Genomic DNA, 16,832 nt, shown 5'->3' with positions numbered 1-16,832 from the left:
TCCGGACGCCCCGTGTCGAGACCCTCTCAGACGGCCGCGCGCACCAGCCGGTCCACGAGGTCGACGTAGTCCACCCCGGCCGCCGCGAACATCCGCGGCACCTGCGACGCCGCCGTCAGCCCCGGCATGGTGTTGACCTCGTTGAGCACCGGGCCGTCGTCGGTGAGGAAGAAGTCCATGCGGGCGACGCCGGCGCATCCCAGCGCATCGAACATCGCGATCGCCGCCCGCCGGAGCGCCGAGGTGGCGGCCGCGTCGAGCGCCGCGGGGACGGTGAAGCGGGCCGTGCCGTCGTACTTCGTCGCGGTGTCGAAGAGCCCGGGCGCATGGATCTCGAGCGGCGGCGCCGCCCACCGCACCCCGCCCTTCTCCCGGAGCACGGCGACGTCGATCTCGCGGGCGCGCACGACCTCCTCGACGAGGATCCGCCGGTCGAAACGGGCCGCCTCCCGCAGGGCGGGAAGGAGGTCGTCCGCGGCGGTCACCAGGCTCACCCCGTGACTCGATCCGGCCGTCACGGGTTTGACGACGACGGCGCCGTCGAACTCCACGTCGCCGATGTCGTCCGCCGCGACCAGGCGTCCGCGAGCGGTCCGGAGGCCCACGGCCTGCGCCACCAGCTTCGTGGCCCACTTGTCCATGCCGAGGGCTCCCGCGCCCAGCGCCGATCCGACCACGGGCACCCCGGCGAGCGCGCACAGCGCCGCGAGGGCGCCGTCCTCGCCGAGCACGCCGTGCACCGCCGGGAAGACGACATCGCACGCCGCGAGCAGCGGCAAGGCGCGCTCGAGGGACGCGACGGGGCTCGCGCCCGGCGGGATCCCGTCCGCCCGCCAGACCCCGTCGCGATCGATCGTGACCGTGGTGACGGTGTGTCCGCCCTGCCGCAGGGCCGCGGCGACCGCCGCGGCCGAGGCCAGCGACACCTCGTGCTCCGCGTTCCGCCCTCCTCCGATGACCAGCACTTTCGACGTCATGCCGCACTCCTCCGTACTCGCGGGCCGATGCCCGTGACGATGGTGTGCGGGATCGTCCCCGCCCACCGTGCCCAGTCCTGCACCGACGGCACCGCGCCGCCGTCCGGGCCGAACACCGTCGCCACCGCCCCGCGCGGGTAGACCCTGTCGCCGGTGTCGACGACGATCTGGTCCATCGACACCCTTCCGACGAGCGGGTGCCGCTCCCCTCCGATCGCAATGCCCACCCCCGGCGCGAGCTCGCGGGGGATGCCGTCGGCGTACCCGACGCCGACGACGCTGAGGTGCGTGGCCACCCGCGTCGTATACGTGCTGCCGTAGCCCACCGCGGTCCCGGCCGGGACGGCGGCGCTGTGGACGACGGGCGCCGTCCAGCGGGAGGCCCCGGCCAGCGGGACCGTGTCCGACGGATCGATCCCGACGAGTCCGGCCCCGATCCGCACGAGATCGAAGTGGGTGGACGGGTCGGTGAGCGCGCCCGCCGTCGCCGCGAGGTGCACCAGCAGCGGTCCGAAGCCGGCGCGCAGCACCGCGTCCCTCCCCTGCCGCATCCGCAGCACGGCGGCCGCGTTGGCGCGCGGATCCGCGGCCTCCGCGCGTGGCAGGTGGCCCATGACCCCGACGACCTCGACCCGGCCGTCGGTGGCTCTCGCGGTCCGGAGCAGGGCGTCCCAGTCCTCCACCGGACACCCGCCGCGGGCCATCCCGGTGTCCAGGTGCAGGTGCACGCGCACGCGCCCGTCGGCCTCGGCGACGAGCTGGCGGAGCTCGTCGACGGACCCCACCGCGACGTCGATGCCCGCGGCGGTGGCGAGCGGCGCGTCGATGCCGGCGGGGTGCAGCCAGGCGAGGATCGGCACGCGCAGTCCGGCCTCCCGCAGCGCGACGCCGTCGGCGACGTCCGTGACCCCGAGCCAGTCGGCGCCGGCGGCGACGGCGGCCGTCGCGACCGTGAGGGCTCCGTGGCCATAGCCGTTGGCCTTGACCACGGCCATGATCGGGACCGCCGCGGTCGCGCCGACCCGGCGGACGTTCGCGGCGACCGCGTCGGGGAGCGTGCGCAGGGTCGGGGCGTGCGGTCGCCGGAGGATCGCCCCCTCCGGGGCGAGCACGGCGGTCATCGCCGCATCCTCGGGTCTTCGGTGGGGTCGGCGTACGCGGCCGGGCACCCGTCGTCGACGGCCTCTGGTCGCAGTTCGTAGTGCCAGGACTCGTTCGCATAGGTCTGGCAGAGTCCGTACCGCCATCCGCGCTGGACGACCCAGTCGAGGGTCGGCAGCGGGCCGAGGTCAACGGCGTCGCCGGAGACGTGCGCGGAGGTCTCGGCGGTCGCCACCCAGCGTCGCGCCTCCTCTTCGCCTCGCTCGGCGATGGCCTCCCGGAGCAGGTGCTCCTGAAGCGCCGCCGAGCGCCATCCGCTGTTCACGAGGAACGTGACGCCGTCGGCCCGTGCGTCCGTCGCGGCACGCTGCAGGGCGTCGAGCAGCGCGGGGTCGAGGCGGGCGATCGCGACCCGGTCGGTGTCGAACACGGTGGGCTGGTCGCCGTCGCGGATCACGCCGTCGGCCTCGCTCGGCGCGCCGGACGCGCCGGAGGCCTCGTGCGATCCGCCGGAGGGGGCGGGACCGGTGGCGGCCGGGGCCGTCCCGGCGAAGGCGGCCGACAGCGACTGCTGGACGGCGACGGCGGCGAGCACGACGAGCGCGAGCGCAGCGACCGTGGCGACGATCCGGCGGCGTCGCCGCGTCCGGACGTCTCGGGAGGGGCGGAGGTCGTTCATGCCTCCAGTGAAGAGAGGTCGCGGTTGCCCCGGCGTATGCCGTTTTCCATACATCGCCGATATACCCCACTGCGTAGGATCACAGCCATGCGTGTGCTGATCGTCGAGGACGAGCCCTACCTCGCCGAGGCGGTCCGCGACGGCCTCCGGCTCGAGGCGATCGCCGCCGACATCGCCGGCGACGGCGACACCGCGCTGGAGCTGCTGACCATCAACGCGTACGACATCGCCGTCCTCGACCGCGACGTGCCCGGCCCCTCCGGCGACGACATCGCGCGGGAGATCGTCGCCTCGGGAAGCGGCATCCCCATCCTCATGCTCACCGCCGCCGATCGCCTCGACGACAAGGCATCGGGCTTCGAGATCGGCGCCGACGACTACCTGACCAAGCCGTTCGAGCTGCGCGAGCTGGTGCTGCGGCTGCGCGCGCTCGATCGCCGGCGACAGCGATCGCGGCCGCCGGTACTGGAGATCGCGGGCCTGCGCCTGGATCCCTTCCGCCGGGAGGTGTACCGCGACGGCCGGTACGTGGCCCTCACGCGCAAGCAGTTCGCCGTGCTGGAGGTGCTCGTCGACGCCGAGGGCGGGGTGGTCAGCGCCGAGGAGCTGCTGGAGCGCGCCTGGGACGAGAACGCCGATCCCTTCACGAACGCCGTCCGCATCACGGTCTCGTCGCTGCGGAAGCGCCTCGGCGAGCCGTGGCTGATCCTCACGGTGCCCGGCGTCGGCTACCGGATCGGGGACGACGCGGATGCCTAGGCGGAGAGGGCTGAGCGTCCGCCTCAAGCTCACGCTGAGCTACGCGGGCATCGTCGTCGTCTCCGGCGCGCTGCTCCTCGGGGCGGTGGCGGCGTATCTGCTGCGCTACGTGCCGGACGTCCAGATCCCCGTCGTGGAGTTCTTCGTCCCCAACCGCTCGGACCTGATCCGGGCGTTCGTGCCGGTCGCCGCGATGGTCATGGTCGCGCTGCTCGCGATCGGCCTCGGCGGCGGGTGGCTGCTCGCGGGGCGGATGCTGGCTCCGCTCGAACGCATCGGCGATGCGGCGCGGCTCGCAGCCCAGGGCTCCCTCTCCCACCGGATCCGCCTGGAGGGTCCGAGCGATGAGTTCCGCGATCTCGCCGACGTCTTCGACACGATGCTGGAGCAGCTGGAGGCGCACGTCGCCGAACAGCAGCGCTTCGCCGCCAACGCCTCGCACGAGCTGCGCACCCCGCTGGCGATCTCGCAGACGCTCCTGGACGTGGCCCGCACCGACCCCGACCGGGACGTGGACGCGCTGATCGACCGGCTGCGCGAGGTCAACACGCGTGCGATCGACCTCACCGAGGCGCTGCTGCTGCTGAGTAGGGCGGATCAGCGCACGTTCCCGCGCACCCTGGTCGATCTGTCCCTCCTGGCCGAGGAGTCCGTCGAGGCCCTCGTGCCGCTGGCCGACCGCCTCGGGGTCGCCGTGGAGGTGAGCGGCGTCCCGGCGACGGTGCTCGGCTCGGCGGCGCTGCTGCCGCAGCTCGCCACGAATCTCGTCGCGAACGCGATCGTCCACAACAGGACGGACGGCGGCGGCTCCGTGGCGGTGCGGACGCACGCCCTCCCGGAGGCCGTGGCTCTCGTGGTGGAGAACACGGGGGCCCCGCTCACCGCGGCGCAGGTCGCGACCCTCGTCGAGCCCTTCCAGCGGGGCACGGATCGCGTCCGGTCGGCCGATCACGCCGGGGTCGGCCTGGGCCTCGCGATCGTCCAGCGGATCACGCAGACCCACGGCGGCACCCTCGTGCTGACCCCGCGCGCGAGCGGCGGCCTCATCGTGACGGTCTGGTTCCCCCATCCGTTCCCCGCCGCCCGCACCTGACCGCGGTCAGGCCACGCGGGGATCACGCGTCGCGGCGAGCTCCCGGCCGTAGGTGCGCGCGGCGGCCTCGGCGTTCTCCTTGAGCTCCCGAGCGGTGTCGGCGAACGCGTCGAGCGCCGGGTTGACCCCCACGAGCGTGAACGGCCGCTGGACGACGCGCAGGTCGAGACCCCAGACGTCCTCGAGCACGCGGCGCAGCCAGCCGGTCGAGTGGTCCCAGCCCTCCTTGGGCGAGCCGGGCGAGTAGTTGCCGCCGAGGACGGTCACGAGGGTCGCCGGCTTTCCGTTGAGCGCGGTGCCGGTGGGGTCGATCCGCTGGTCGGTGTAGGCCAGGTCGAACCAGGTCTTGAAGTGCTGCGAGACCCCGTAGTTGTAGAGCGGGACCGCGAACAGCAGCGCGTCCGCGCCGATCAGTTCGTCGGCCAGCCGGGTCGCGAGTGCGCGGGCCTCGTTCTGGGCGGGCGTGCGCTGGGCCTCGTCGACGAAGCCGCCGGTCACGACATCCGCCCAGGCGGTCGCGGGCACGGGGTCGCTCGCGAGGTCGCGGCGGGTGACGCGCGAGTCGGGGTGCGACGCGGTCCACTCGGCCTCGACGATGTCGGCGAGCGCGCGGCTGGCGGACGACGCGGGAAGGATGCTGGCATCCAGGCGGAACAGGGACATGAGCCTACCTCTCGTTTTCCTAGTCGCTCCGTTTTTCTTAGCGACACCGGTTAACGTAGCACGGGTAGGATGGGGGCATGGCCGAGGTCGACGAGGAGCATCGGGTGTGCGATACCGCCGTCACCCTGGCCTTCAGCGTGCTCGGCAAACGCTGGAACGGGATGATCCTCTCGTCGCTGGGCTCGGGCCCGTCCACCTTCGCCGCGCTGCGCCGCGCGGTCGGCGGCATCAGCGACACCATGCTCTCCGACCGCCTCGCGGAGCTCGCCGACGCCGGGCTCGTCGCTCGCACGGTCGATGCCGGCCCACCAGTGACGGTGTCGTACGCCCTCACCCCGAGCGGCGACGGCCTGCTGCCGATCCTCGATCAGCTCGGTCGCTGGGCCTCGGCGAACCTCGCCTGACACCTGCGAATCGCGCCATCCGCGCGACGCGAACGGAGGGGCGCACCCGTCACCAGGGACTGGGCTCGTAGTCCTTGAGGAAGACGCCGTGGATGTCCTCGCCGGCCTCGCCGCGCACGATCGGGTCGTACACGCGGGCCGCGCCGTCCACCAGGTCGAGCGGGGCGTGGAAGCCCTCCTCGGCCAGTCGCACCTTGGTGTAGTGCGGACGCTCGTCCGTGATCCAGCCCGTGTCGACGGCGGTCATGAGGATGCCGTCCTTCTCGAGCATCTCCCCCGCGCTCGTGCGGGTGAGCATGTTGAGCGCGGCCTTCGCCATGTTCGTGTGCGGGTGGCCGGGGCCCTTGTAGCGCCGGGAGAACTGCCCCTCCATCGCGGAGACGTTCACGACGTACTTGCGGCGCGACGGCGATGCGGCCATCGACGCCCGCAGCCGGCTGATGAGCAGGAACGGCGCGGTCGTGTTGGCGAGCTGCACCTCGAGCATCTCCAGCGGATCGACCTGATCCACCGACTGCACCCAACTGTTGACGCGGTTCACGTCCGGCACGAGCCCGCCCGCGTCGATCGCCGTGCCGTCCGCGTGCTTCTCCAGCGAGGAGGAACCGGGCGCCATCGCCAGGCGCGCGAGGTCTTCGGCCGTGAGCGCCTGGCCCCCCTGCTCGGCGACCGTGCCGCCGAGCGCGGCCACCGACAGCAGCGGGTGCGCGTCGACGGACGCCTGCAGCGCCTGCGGGTGCGGGTCGACCGTGTGTCCGAAGGTCTCCATCTCCGGCAGGGGGCCGTCGGGCAGCGGCTGGAGCTCGGCATCGGCGAGCAGCGAATAGGCCCCCGGCGAGCGGCGGACCGTCTGCGCGGCGTTGTTGATGAGGATGTCGAGGGGCCCCTGCGCCGCGACGGAGTCGGCGAGCCCGATCACCTGAGCGGGGTCGCGGAGGTCGATGCCGACCACGCGCAGCCGGTGCAGCCAGTCCGCGGCGTCGGGCAGGGCCGAGAACCGGCGGACGGCGTCGCGCGGGAACCGGGTGGTGATGGTGGTGTGCGCGCCGTCGCGGAGGAGCCGGAGCGCGATGTGCATGCCGATCTTCGCGCGGCCGCCGGTGAGCAGGGCGCGCTTGCCGGTGAGGTCGGTACGGGCGGTGCGCTTGCCGTGGCTGAAGCGGGCGCAGTCGGGGCAGAGCTGGTGGTAGAACGCGTCGACGAGCGTGTACGGCTGCTTGCAGATGTAGCAGTTGCGGGGCTTGAGCAGCTCGCCCGCGATGGGGGCGTCGATCACGCGGGACGCGAGGTCGTGCCCGCGCGTCTCATCGTCGATGCGGTCGGGGGCACCGGTGGCGGTGCGCGCGACGACGGCCTTGTCGGCCTCGGCGATCGCGTCCCTGATCTCCTTGCGCCGCACGCGCTTGACCGCCTTGAACATCGCCGCGGTCGCGTGGCGCACGGCCACGAAGTCGGGGTGCTCGTTGTCGATCGTGTGCAGCTCGGCGAGGACGCGCAGCGTCGTGGCGAGGTCGTCGGGGTCGATGCCGGGGCCCAGGTCGGGGGTGGCGTCGGGCGCGTCGGTCATTGGGCCGATTTTACGCGACGGTCCTGGACGTCTCCGCCGTGTCGGCACCCCGGCGTAGGGTCGACGCATGAGCAGCGCAGAATCCTTCCGGCATCCCGGCGTCGTCCCCTCCTACCTGCTCGCGCGCCTGGCGGAGTCGGGTCGTTTCCCGAAGGCCGCCGCCGCGGCGCGACAGACGCTCACCGCCGGACGCCCGCCGTTCCGCGCCCGCATCGACCTCTCGATCGACGAGAACGGCGACCTCGTGGCGCAGCTTTCCGATGCGCCGAACCGCACGATCAGCGACGCCGGCAACACGCAGCAGCTCCCGGGGGCCGTTGTCCGCACGGAGGACGACGAACCGGTGGCCGACACCGCGGTCAACGAGGCGTTCGACGGCCTGGGCGCGACGTTCGAGATGCTGCTCTCCGCGTTTGGCCGCAACTCGCTCGACGACGCCGGCGCTCCTCTCGACGCGACCGTCCACTACGGCGTCGACTACGACAACGCGTTCTGGGACGGCGAGCGCATGGTGTTCGGCGACGGCGACGGCGAGGTGTTCCAGCACTTCACCGGCTCGCTCACCGTGATCGGGCATGAGCTCGCCCACGGTGTCGTGCAGCACACGGCCAACCTGGAGTACCAGGGTCAGCCCGGGGCACTCAACGAGTCCGTGGCCGACGTGTTCGGCGCCCTCACCGAGCAGTACGCCCTGGGGCAGTCCGCCAACCAGGCGCGCTGGCTCATCGGGGCGGAGATCTTCACGGATGCCGTGCAGGGCTCGGCCCTGCGCTCGATGATCGCGCCGGGCACCGCCTACGACGACGATGAGCTCTGCAAGGACCCGCAGCCCGACCACATGAGCGGGTTCGTGCGCACCACGGAGGACAACGGGGGCGTGCACATCAACTCCGGCATCCCGAACCGCGCCTTCGCCCTCTTCGCCCTCGACCTCGGGGGCAACGCCTGGGAGCGCGCCGGCACGGTCTGGTACCGGGCGCTCACCGGCGGGCTGTCGAACTCCGCGAGCTTCGCGGAGTTCGCCGACGCCACGGTCGCCGCAGCGGACACGGTCGATCAGGAGGCGGTCGCTGCCGCTCGACGCGCCTGGACGACCGTGGGAGTCTATGAGGATGAGCGAGGACCCGACTCCGCCTGACGCGCCCGTCGTCATCGCCGTGGTGCGCTCGGGAGGGATCGCCGGCGTCCGTCGCCAGTGGCGCGTCGAGGCCGAGCCACCGGCCGCCGCGGAGTGGATCGCCCTGATCGACAGCTGCCCCTGGGACGACGACGACGAGACCGCCCCGGGAGCCGACCGGTTCGTCTGGAGCATCCGCGCCCGCACCCCATCCGAGCGCCGGGAGCGCGAGCTGCCCGACTCCGCCGTGGACGGTCCGTGGCGCACGCTCGTCGACGCCGTGCGGGAAGCCGCGCGCGAGAGGTGAGGTCGGGGTGACAATGGAGGCATGGGACTCTTCCAGCAGCGACCCGAGGAAGAAGAGAAGCAGTGGGGTCTCCCCTCTGAACCTCTCGAGAGCTCGGCCGCGGACACGCTCGATGCCGCACCGGCGCTCGACCCGCTGACCCTCGGCCTCGACACCCCGTCGTCGGTGAGCTCGATCGTGTTCCCCGTCACCCCACCCGCCCCTGAGGCCGCGAGCACCGAGAACGCCGACCCCGAGGACTGACACCCGCGCGGCGCTGTCTCGCACTCCCGTCGCTGGTTCCGGGAATTCCGTGCGACCCCGGCGTGAAGGTGCGTCCGCGGCCAGCGATACGGTGGACGGATGACCATCACCGCCGCCGCAGACGGCTCCGCCCTGGGCAATCCCGGCCCGAACGGCTGGGCCTGGTACATCGACGACGCGAACTGGGCGGCCGGCGGCTCGCCGCACGGCACGAACAACCAGGGCGAGCTGCGCGCCGTCCTCGAACTGCTCCGGGCCACAGCCGGCACCGACGAGAAGCTGCTCATCGAGTGCGACAGCCGTTACGTGATCGACTCGGTGACGAAGTGGATGCCCGGCTGGAAGCGCCGCGGCTGGCGGAAGTCCGACGGCGGTCCCGTACTCAACCGCGATCTGCTGGAGGGCATCGATGAGGCCCTGCGGGGTCGCGACGTCGAGTTCTCCTGGGTCAAGGGCCATGCCGGTCATCCGCTGAACGAGGCCGCCGACGAGCGCGCGAACGCCGCGGCCAAGGCTTACCAGCAGAAGCAGGAGCCGCGCCGGGGTCCGGGCTTCACGCGTGCCACCGATGCCGGAGCCGCCGTCGCCGCCTCCGCCTCCGCCCCGGTCGCCGCTGCCGCTGCCCCTGCGGACGCCCCCGCCCCCGCCCCTGCGGAAGCCCCGGCATCCTCCTCGACGGCACCCTCGTCCCGCGCCTCGGCGCCAGTCGCCGAGGCGGAGTTCGCCGCGCCACTGTGGGCCGAGACCTCCGACCTCCTCGACGGACTCGACCTCGCGCAGGACGACCCCATCGTGCTCCAGCTCCCGCTGTCGCCCGACGAACACGCGCGCCTCCGGGACCGCGCCGAAGCGCAGGGCATCACCCTCGAAGAAGCGCTCCGCCGCCTGATCTGACGGAGACGGCGAGGCGTACACTCGCACCATGTCGACTCCCCGCACCATCGGCCGGATCTTCCTCGGCGCCTCGCTCGTGTTCGCCGGCGTCTCGCACCTCACGTTCGCCCGCAGGGAGTTCCAGGCGCAGGTGCCGGAGTCGCTGCCGCTCGATCCGGACACCACGGTGCTCGCGTCCGGTGTCGCCGAGGTCGCGCTCGGCTCCGCCCTGCTCTTCGACCATCGCCGCCGTCGCACGGTCGGCACCGTCGCCGCCCTCTTCTTCGCCGCGGTCTTCCCCGGCAACGTGGCGCAGTGGATGCATCATCGCGACGGCTTCGGCCTCGACACCGACATGAAGCGCTTCGTGCGGCTGTTCTTCCAGCCGGCGTTGATCGCGCTGGCCCTGTGGTCGACGCGCGCCCCGCGCCGCTGACCCACCCCGCGAGAACAGGCCCTCACGCACCATCAGGCCCTCACGTGATGTCAGGCCACACCGCGAGAACAAGCCCTCACCCAAGAACAGGCCCCCAGACCCACCCGCGCCTGACCCGGCGCGGCGGCCTGATGCGGCGTCACCCCGGGTCGGCTCCGTAGACTCGGCGGATGGCGGAAAGGACGAAGCGACGGTGACGCAGCGCACCGTCTTCGGCCTGCTCCGACTCGCCGCCGCCGCCGTCTGTCTCGTCGCGCTCATCCATCGCCTCGCCTGGGGACTGGCGTCGAACACCATCGCGAGCCAGAACTTCTTCGCGTATCTGACGAATCAGTCGAACATCGCGTTCGTCGTCCTCCTCACCATCGCCGGAGTCCTCGCGCTACGTCGGGCCCGTGACCCGCGCTGGCTCACCGTGGCTCTCGCGCTCGTGCTGACCTGGACGATCACCGCCGGGCTGGTGTTCGCGATCCTCGTGTGGCAGGCGGGCGTCCGCGGCATCCGCATCGACGTGCCGTGGTCGGACCAGGTGCTGCACTTCTGGCTGCCCGCGGTCACGGTCGCCGCGTGGGTCCTCGCGCCCGGGCATCGGAGGGTGCCGTGGCGGGTGATCCCGGCCGCCCTCGCCTACCCGGTGCTGTGGGGCGTCGCCACGCTCATCCGCGGACCGCTGATCGGCTGGTACCCCTACTACTTCCTCGACCCGCGACAGGTGAGCGGACCCATCGAGTTCACCGTCTCCTGTGCCATCGCCTTGACGGCCTTCGCGGCTGTGGCGACCGCGCTCATCCTCATCAGCCGGCTACCGGCGCCGGGGGAGCACCGCGACCGCGACGATCCGCCGCCGGAGGTCGACGCGCCCGTCGATCCCTCGCGCGAGGCGGCGCCGGTTCAGGCGTAGAGCGCCAGCGACGCGAGCGCCGCCTCGACGGCCTCGGCGTCCCCGAGCTCGGCGAACTCCCGCGCCGCCGCACCCCCGACGATCCCGACGAGCACGTTCTCGCCGGTCGCGGGGCGGAGGTTGATCCACGTGGGGATCGCGATGTCGTCGCCGACCGCGTGCCAGATCGCCTCGTCGCCGTCCCAGAACGGCTCGTCCCACCGCAGCCACACCGTCTCGATGGCCCCCATGCCCAGCGCGGACACGGCTCCCCGGTTGTCGAACGGGAGCGGCGGCTCGAACTCGATGCCCTGCTCCTGCAGCACCCCGAGCGGCACGGTCAGCAGCACCCGGTCGAAGGAGAGGGCCTCCCCGGTGCCGAGGCGGACGCTCACCCCGCTGTCGTCCCAGGCGAGACGCGTGACGGGCGAGCTCAATCCGACCTCCACACCGTCCAGGGTGCGCTCGATGAACGGGGTCAGGTCGTCGCCGACGCCCTGCAGCTCCGCTTCCGGAAGCGGCGGCGCGAACCAGCTCGAGAGGTCGGTGGCATCGGCGCCCGTGCGTGCGGCCAGCAGCGCGAGCAGCGCAGCGGTCGCGGGGTCATCGGGGTCGAGGCCCGCGGCGACGAGCGCGTCGGCGACGGAGGAGTCCTGCGGGGCGGACTGCGCGGTCGTCACCGCGGCCTGCACCGGCGCCGGGTCGACGGGGTCCACGTCGCCGTCGGCGGAACGCCACTGCTCCCCCTCGATGTCGACGAGGTCCGTGTCGCCCTCGCCGATCATGTCGAGCAGGTCCGCGTCCGCGGTGCCGAACAGCCACGCACCGAGCTGCACCGGCACCGGCCAGTCGTCGTCCGTGCGGGAGAGGATGCGGCCGCCGATCCGGTCCCGCGCCTCGAACACCGTCACCTGCAGGCCGTCCTGTGCGAGCTGCGCGGATGCGGTCGCTCCCGCGATGCCGGCACCGATCACGGCCACCCGTTCGCCGTCCTCCGCGGCGACGGTGAGCTCCCGTGCCGCACGCCGGCCCGAGCGCAGGGCGCCGCGGACCGTGCCGGGCGCCTCATCGTCGGTCGCCTCGCCCGCGAAGAAGAGCCGGTCGTCGACGGGCTGCGCGAGCGCCGTGCGGGTCGCGGCGAGCACCCCCATGGGGGTGAAGCTCGCGGCGCCCCGGGCGAAGGGATCGGTGGTCCAGGTGCTGCGGATGCTTCCGCTCGGGGCGGGGACACCGGGCGGCGGCTCCGGTTCGCGGGTCCGGGTGGGGCTCGGCGTGGGGGCCGGCTCCGGGGCGCAGGAGGCGAGAAGCACCGAGACGGCACCGGCTCCGGCGCCGAGGAGCAGGGTACGGCGCGTGATCCTCATCGTGCCGCCACTTTATCCCGCTTTCCCACAGGCGGAAGCGCCGGAACAGGCGCTCCCCTGGAGAACCGCCTGTTCCGGCGCGAGTGCCTGCGTGTCAGACGGACAGCAGCTGCCGCTCCAGCCGCGCGAACGAGGCCTCCATGCCGTCGGCCATGCCGGTGGCGAGGATCATGTCGCGCGTCTCCTTGTCCGGATACTCGATGAGCACCGTGACGAGGGTCGCGCCGTCCTCCTCGTAGAGGTTCAGGTCGTTGAGCGTCTCGGTCGGCATGCCCTGCATGCGTTCGGTGGTGACGGCACGCTTCGGGGCGTCGATCAGCAGTGCCTCCCCCTCGAAGCCGAACGGCTCGCCCTCCGTGTCACCCACGGGCGCCCAGGAGTTCCGGTACGACTGGCCGACCTCGGTCGCCACGACGCACTCCGTCATCTCCCAGCCGTCCGGCCCGAGCATCCACTGGCGGATGAGGTCGGGCTCGAAGTGGGCGCGCCACACCAGCTCGCGCGGACCCTCGACGAGCCGGGTGATGCGCACGTGCGTGTCGTCCAGCAGCTCCACCCGGGTGCCCTTGCCCTGGGCGTAGTCGCGGAGGTCCTGCAGCACGGCGTCGAGCTGGGCCATGGCCATCCGGGTGCCCTCGACGGCACCCATCGCGACGACCTGCTCGAGCGCTTCGGCAGACGTGAAGTGGCTCGTGTTGACCATGCGCGTGCCCTCGGCCGTTGGCTCGAACGTGAAGGTCATGCGCATGGAGGGGAGGTTGGCGTCCGGCGTGCCCTCCTCATCGGCGAACGAGTCGAGCACCGTGAAGCTGCGCGGCGCGTCGATCTCCAGGAACTCCCAGGTGCCGGAGGCCTTCTCCCCGCGGGGACCGTTCATCGTGTACACGGCTCGGCCGCCGACGGTGTGGTCCCACCGGGTGAAGGTGGCCGGCCAGCCGGGAGGACCCCAGAACCGCTCGAGCTGCTGCGGGTCGGTGTAGGCGGCCCAGACGCGCTCGACGGGCGCGGCCAGGTCGGCGACGACGGTCATGGTGAGGTTCTCGGCATCCGTGATGATGTCCGTGACAGGCATGTCAGTCTCCTTGCGATTCGGTGCGTTGACTGCTGGTGGGGTCGGTGGTGGCCGGTCGCTTCCCCGCGGGTGGGGACGGTTCGGCCAGGAGATCGTCGAGCCGGGCGATGCGCGATCGCCACAGCTCTTCGTATCGGGCGAGGAGCGCCCTGGCGCGGGCGATCATCTCGGGGTTCGCGCGGACGAGCCGCTCGCGTCCCTCGGCGCGCTTGACGATGAGGTTCGCCGCCTCCAGCACGGCCACGTGCTTCTGGACCGCCGCGAACGACATCTCGTACTCGGAGGCGAGGGTCGAGACGGACTGCTCCCGCTCGATCGTCCGGCGCAGGATGTCGCGCCGGGTCGACGTCGCCAGTGCGTGGAACACACGGTCGACCTCCGCTTCGCTCAACTCCGTTTGTGCAACCATTTGGTTGTACGTTAGACCTGCATCGGGATCGCGTCAAGGGTTTCCCCGCGGACGGTCCCCACAGCGTAGCCAACCGACCTGCCGTTTCCATTCACATGAATCCACACCGGTATTCCGGGCGTAGGCTGGAGGCAAGGACGGACCGTCCGAGAAGATCTCCCGGCACCGTGCCCGCCCGGGAAGGAGCCCGAAAAGTGGCTCAGTACGACGTCTCGAATCGCTCGGCCATCGTGACGGGAGCAGGCAGCGGCATCGGCCGCGCGGTCGCGCTGCTGCTGGCGCAGAACGGCGCCGCCGTGGTCGTGAACGACCTGAACGCGGAGCACGCGAACGCGGTCGTCGAGGAGATCCGCGCCGCCGGCGGCACCGCGGAGGCGTCGGTCGGCGACGCGACGGACGCCGCCTGGATCGCCTCCTCGGTCGAGCTCGCCAACTCGCTCGCCCCGCTCCGCATCGGCGTCAACAACGCGGGCATCGGCGGCGCCACCGCCCCCACCGCGGACTACGAGGAGGACGCCTGGGACAAGGTGATCGCGATCAACCTCAACGCCGTGTTCCGCAACATGAAGGCGCAGATCCCGTCGATCCTCGCGAACGGCGGCGGCTCGGTCGTGAACATCGCCTCGATCCTCGGCAGCGTCGGCTTCGCCGGCTCCCCCGCCTACGTCACCGCCAAGCACGGCGTCGTCGGCATGACGAAGACCGCCGCCCTCGAGTACTCCGCGCAGGGCGTCCGCGTGAACTCGGTCGGCCCCGGCTTCATCGACACCCCGCTCCTGGCGAACATGGGCGACGAGGCGAAGGACTTCCTCGTGTCGAAGCACCCGATCGGGCGCCTCGGCCAGGCCGACGAGGTGGCGAACCTCGTCGTGTTCCTCGCGAGCGACGCCGCCAGCTTCATCACCGGCAGCTACCACCTGGTCGACGGCGGCTACACCGCCCTCTGACGAAGAAACGGCATCCGGCTGCCGGGAACCCGAATCCCGGCGGCCGGATGCCGCGGTCGGCGATCGAGAGCCCCCGCTCCGTTCACGCCGTAGCCGTCACCATCGGGGGATCCGAGAGCCCTGGAAGAGGATCCCGAGACGGTGCGGCGGGTCTGTGCCCCTCCGTGATCAGGCGGTCATCGCGTGCAGTTCGCGCGGTGCCGTCTCGAACGAGAGCTCGGGATCGGTGAGGTCGAGGCCTCCGGTCGACCCTGCCGCGCGCATGAGCCGGGCCAGCAGCGGCCGGTCCAGCGTGATGGAGGAGTCGACGACGAAGCGGATCGGGATGGACGCGTGGATCCACAGCGTCTCGGTGCGGTCGGCGCCGGTCTGGACGGTGAGCGCGAACGGCTCGTTGCGGCGCAGCTTGGTGACGGTGGCGGCGCGGAGATGCGCGAGCACCAGGTCGTCGATCTCGATGGGGGTCGCGAGGTTCGCGTAGGCGAGGGTTCCCATGATCTTCTCCTCGTGCAGAAAGACTGGACGAGGATAGTTTACTAGTTTAACTAGTTAAATCAAATCGATCAGGGGAGATCGGCGATCTCGTCGGTGAGACGACGCAGGAAACGGGAGATCGCGGCCGCCTCCTCCGGGTCGAACTCGCCCTCGAGCGCCGCCACGCGGCGGGCGAGCTCGTCGCCCTGGCCCTGCAGATCGCGGAGGGACGGGCGCAGCACCTTGGAGCGCGCATCGAGGGGATGCGGGGCCACGACGATCTGCCCCCGCTCCGACATCCGCCGCACCACGCTGGTGACCGCAGCGGTGCTGATGCCGAGATAGGTCGCGAGGTCGCGCGGAGTGACGGGCTTCTCGACCGGCGCCGTGCTGATGAAGTGCATCGCGGCGCGGTCGGTATCGTTGGGTTCGCGACGGGCAGCCAGTCGGCGGTTCAACTGCGCGTCGGCACGACGGAAGTCGTCGACATCGCGCGCCAGCGCAGAGGTCGTGACGTCGGTGCTCGTGTTCCCCATGCAGAGATCCTCCTTCCCCGCTCTCCATGGTACCTCGACAGCCTGACAATAAGACGGACTAGCGATATTGCGGGGAGACCAGGGACTTCCGGAGGTGCGATGATGGAACCCCTGCCCCCCGAAAGGATGCCATGCCCGAGCGACTCAGTCTCGAGGAGGCGTCGTACATCCGCTACGCCGATCTGCTCGCACGCCTGGAGGAGACCTTCCCCTCCGTCCCGCGGCGCCGGATCGAGCAGATCATCACCGCCGAGACCGACGCGATCACCGGCGGGCTCCTGCGCATCGTCCCGGCCGAGGTCGAGACCGGCGCGATGGAGATGCTCGAGCGGGAGGCCGGTACCAGCGACGAAGGAGAGGTCGCGTGACCGACAGCACCGGCGAGTTCCACGCCTCCGGGTACTGGTACCCCGACAGCGAACGAGCCACCACGGTGGACGTGCTCAACATGCTGCGGCGCTATCGCAGCGCCGAGACGGCCATGCGCGCCCGCACGCGCGCATCGATGGGGATGAACGAGACCGACCTCGTCGCGCTCCGCTTCCTGCTGCGCGAGCAGAAGGCCGGACGCATCGTGCGGCCGATCGACCTCGCCCGCATGCTCGACATCTCGACCGCGTCGACGACGACGCTCATCGACCGGCTGGAGAAGGGCGGGCACGCGCGTCGCGAACCGCACCCGACCGACCGGCGCGCGGGCATCGTCGTGCCGACCGTGAGCAGCGACGATGAGGTGCGTGCGACCCTCGGCGCGATGCACCGCCGGATGCTCGCCCTCGTGGACGACCTCACCGACGAGGAGCGCGCGGTCGTCATGCGATTCCTCGTCGGCATGACCGCCGCGATCCAGGAGGCGGCGGACGCCGACGCCGACCACGACGGACCGGAGCTCGTCCAGGCCTAGCCGGACGCCTGCCCCCGCCGGGGTGCG

22 protein-coding genes are annotated in these 16,832 nt (G+C 71.9%); 12 read left to right on the top strand and 10 right to left on the bottom strand.

The features are described from left to right. Positions 1-26 precede the first annotated feature (26 nt). From KAF39_RS05870 to KAF39_RS05860, 3 genes are read right to left on the bottom strand one after another with little or no spacing between them, the layout of a single operon-like run. Entirely contained in the window at positions 27-977 is a 951-nt protein-coding gene (locus KAF39_RS05870) for a D-alanine--D-alanine ligase (RefSeq protein WP_210676385.1), read from the bottom strand. Continuing rightward, positions 974-2,098: an alanine racemase gene (gene alr, locus KAF39_RS05865; protein ID WP_210676384.1), complete on the bottom strand. Its 1,125-nt coding sequence runs from the start codon at positions 2,096-2,098 to the stop codon at positions 974-976. Before alr ends, KAF39_RS05870 begins: the two co-directional genes overlap by 4 nt. Then, positions 2,095-2,757 (bottom strand): M15 family metallopeptidase, encoded by a 663-nt coding sequence (locus KAF39_RS05860; protein ID WP_210676383.1) that lies wholly within the window; start codon positions 2,755-2,757, stop codon positions 2,095-2,097. Before KAF39_RS05860 ends, alr begins: the two co-directional genes overlap by 4 nt. An 87-nt stretch (positions 2,758-2,844) precedes the next feature. On the opposite strand from KAF39_RS05860, the gene KAF39_RS05855 reads away from it, so the two are divergent. Both KAF39_RS05855 and KAF39_RS05850 read left to right on the top strand, forming a co-directional pair. Further along, the gene (locus tag KAF39_RS05855) at positions 2,845-3,516 is read left to right on the top strand and encodes a response regulator transcription factor (RefSeq protein ID WP_210676382.1); all 672 of its coding nucleotides are present in this window, start codon (positions 2,845-2,847) and stop codon (positions 3,514-3,516) included. After that, a complete protein-coding gene (locus KAF39_RS05850; protein ID WP_210676381.1) occupies positions 3,509-4,609 on the top strand; it encodes a HAMP domain-containing sensor histidine kinase in 1,101 nt (366 codons plus the stop codon). Before KAF39_RS05855 ends, KAF39_RS05850 begins: the two co-directional genes overlap by 8 nt. 6 nt (positions 4,610-4,615) lie before the next feature. Here KAF39_RS05850 and KAF39_RS05845 read toward each other — a convergent pair whose 3' ends face one another. Continuing rightward, on the bottom strand, positions 4,616-5,272 hold the full coding sequence (locus KAF39_RS05845) for an FMN-dependent NADH-azoreductase (RefSeq protein ID WP_210676380.1): 657 nt from the start codon (positions 5,270-5,272) through the stop codon (positions 4,616-4,618). 77 nt (positions 5,273-5,349) lie between these two features. On the opposite strand from KAF39_RS05845, the gene KAF39_RS05840 reads away from it, so the two are divergent. After that, complete coding sequence (locus KAF39_RS05840) at positions 5,350-5,676, top strand: helix-turn-helix domain-containing protein (RefSeq protein ID WP_210676379.1); 327 nt, start codon at positions 5,350-5,352, stop codon at positions 5,674-5,676. A gap of 49 nt (positions 5,677-5,725) precedes the next feature. Here KAF39_RS05840 and KAF39_RS05835 read toward each other — a convergent pair whose 3' ends face one another. Then, positions 5,726-7,243, bottom strand: a complete 1,518-nt coding sequence (locus KAF39_RS05835; RefSeq protein ID WP_210676378.1) for an SDR family oxidoreductase — start codon at positions 7,241-7,243, stop codon at positions 5,726-5,728. Positions 7,244-7,310: 67 nt separating this feature from the next. On the opposite strand from KAF39_RS05835, the gene KAF39_RS05830 reads away from it, so the two are divergent. From KAF39_RS05830 to KAF39_RS05805, 6 genes are all read left to right on the top strand, one after another. Continuing rightward, a complete protein-coding gene (locus tag KAF39_RS05830) occupies positions 7,311-8,381 on the top strand; it encodes a M4 family metallopeptidase (RefSeq protein ID WP_210676377.1) in 1,071 nt (356 codons plus the stop codon). After that, a complete protein-coding gene (locus tag KAF39_RS05825) occupies positions 8,356-8,667 on the top strand; it encodes a protealysin inhibitor emfourin (RefSeq protein WP_210676376.1) in 312 nt (103 codons plus the stop codon). Before KAF39_RS05830 ends, KAF39_RS05825 begins: the two co-directional genes overlap by 26 nt. Before the next feature lie 21 nt (positions 8,668-8,688). Beyond that, positions 8,689-8,910, top strand: coding sequence for a hypothetical protein (locus tag KAF39_RS05820; protein WP_210676375.1), 222 nt, complete (start codon positions 8,689-8,691; stop codon positions 8,908-8,910). 99 nt (positions 8,911-9,009) lie between these two features. Then, positions 9,010-9,804 carry a ribonuclease H gene (locus tag KAF39_RS05815; RefSeq protein ID WP_210676374.1) on the top strand — a complete coding sequence of 265 codons (795 nt, stop codon included), beginning with the start codon at positions 9,010-9,012 and terminating at the stop codon, positions 9,802-9,804. Between the two features lie 28 nt (positions 9,805-9,832). Beyond that, the gene (locus KAF39_RS05810; protein ID WP_210676373.1) at positions 9,833-10,219 is read left to right on the top strand and encodes a MauE/DoxX family redox-associated membrane protein; all 387 of its coding nucleotides are present in this window, start codon (positions 9,833-9,835) and stop codon (positions 10,217-10,219) included. Positions 10,220-10,412: 193 nt separating this feature from the next. Then, the gene (locus KAF39_RS05805; protein WP_307805098.1) at positions 10,413-11,120 is read left to right on the top strand and encodes a Pr6Pr family membrane protein; all 708 of its coding nucleotides are present in this window, start codon (positions 10,413-10,415) and stop codon (positions 11,118-11,120) included. Here the strand turns inward: KAF39_RS05805 and KAF39_RS05800 are convergent. From KAF39_RS05800 to KAF39_RS05790, 3 genes are all read right to left on the bottom strand, one after another. After that, positions 11,111-12,463: an NAD(P)/FAD-dependent oxidoreductase gene (locus KAF39_RS05800; protein WP_210676372.1), complete on the bottom strand. Its 1,353-nt coding sequence runs from the start codon at positions 12,461-12,463 to the stop codon at positions 11,111-11,113. The two genes, KAF39_RS05805 and KAF39_RS05800, sit on opposite strands and share 10 nt — an antisense overlap. 94 nt (positions 12,464-12,557) lie before the next feature. Beyond that, complete coding sequence (locus KAF39_RS05795; protein WP_210676371.1) at positions 12,558-13,535, bottom strand: SRPBCC family protein; 978 nt, start codon at positions 13,533-13,535, stop codon at positions 12,558-12,560. A 1-nt stretch (position 13,536) separates the two neighbouring features. Continuing rightward, complete coding sequence (locus tag KAF39_RS05790) at positions 13,537-13,944, bottom strand: metalloregulator ArsR/SmtB family transcription factor (protein ID WP_210676370.1); 408 nt, start codon at positions 13,942-13,944, stop codon at positions 13,537-13,539. A 194-nt stretch (positions 13,945-14,138) separates the two neighbouring features. Between KAF39_RS05790 and KAF39_RS05785 the strand changes: the two genes are divergently transcribed. Then, positions 14,139-14,891: an SDR family NAD(P)-dependent oxidoreductase gene (locus KAF39_RS05785; protein ID WP_210676369.1), complete on the top strand. Its 753-nt coding sequence runs from the start codon at positions 14,139-14,141 to the stop codon at positions 14,889-14,891. 168 nt (positions 14,892-15,059) lie between these two features. Here KAF39_RS05785 and KAF39_RS05780 read toward each other — a convergent pair whose 3' ends face one another. Together KAF39_RS05780 and KAF39_RS05775 are read right to left on the bottom strand one after the other, a co-directional pair. Beyond that, on the bottom strand, positions 15,060-15,386 hold the full coding sequence (locus KAF39_RS05780; RefSeq protein WP_210676368.1) for a hypothetical protein: 327 nt from the start codon (positions 15,384-15,386) through the stop codon (positions 15,060-15,062). A 68-nt stretch (positions 15,387-15,454) separates the two neighbouring features. After that, positions 15,455-15,901, bottom strand: coding sequence for a MarR family winged helix-turn-helix transcriptional regulator (locus KAF39_RS05775; RefSeq protein WP_210676367.1), 447 nt, complete (start codon positions 15,899-15,901; stop codon positions 15,455-15,457). A gap of 131 nt (positions 15,902-16,032) precedes the next feature. Here KAF39_RS05775 and KAF39_RS05770 point away from each other — a divergent pair, with 131 nt between their 5' ends. Together KAF39_RS05770 and KAF39_RS05765 are read left to right on the top strand one after the other, a co-directional pair. Next, entirely contained in the window at positions 16,033-16,269 is a 237-nt protein-coding gene (locus KAF39_RS05770; RefSeq protein ID WP_210676366.1) for a hypothetical protein, read from the top strand. Further along, positions 16,266-16,805 (top strand): MarR family transcriptional regulator, encoded by a 540-nt coding sequence (locus KAF39_RS05765; RefSeq protein ID WP_307805097.1) that lies wholly within the window; start codon positions 16,266-16,268, stop codon positions 16,803-16,805. Before KAF39_RS05770 ends, KAF39_RS05765 begins: the two co-directional genes overlap by 4 nt. Positions 16,806-16,832: the final 27 nt, after the last annotated feature.

The sequence above is a fragment of the Microbacterium sp. BLY genome, assembly GCF_017939615.1.
Classification (GTDB): domain Bacteria; phylum Actinomycetota; class Actinomycetes; order Actinomycetales; family Microbacteriaceae; genus Microbacterium.
This window is presented reverse-complemented; position numbering and strand designations above follow the sequence as displayed.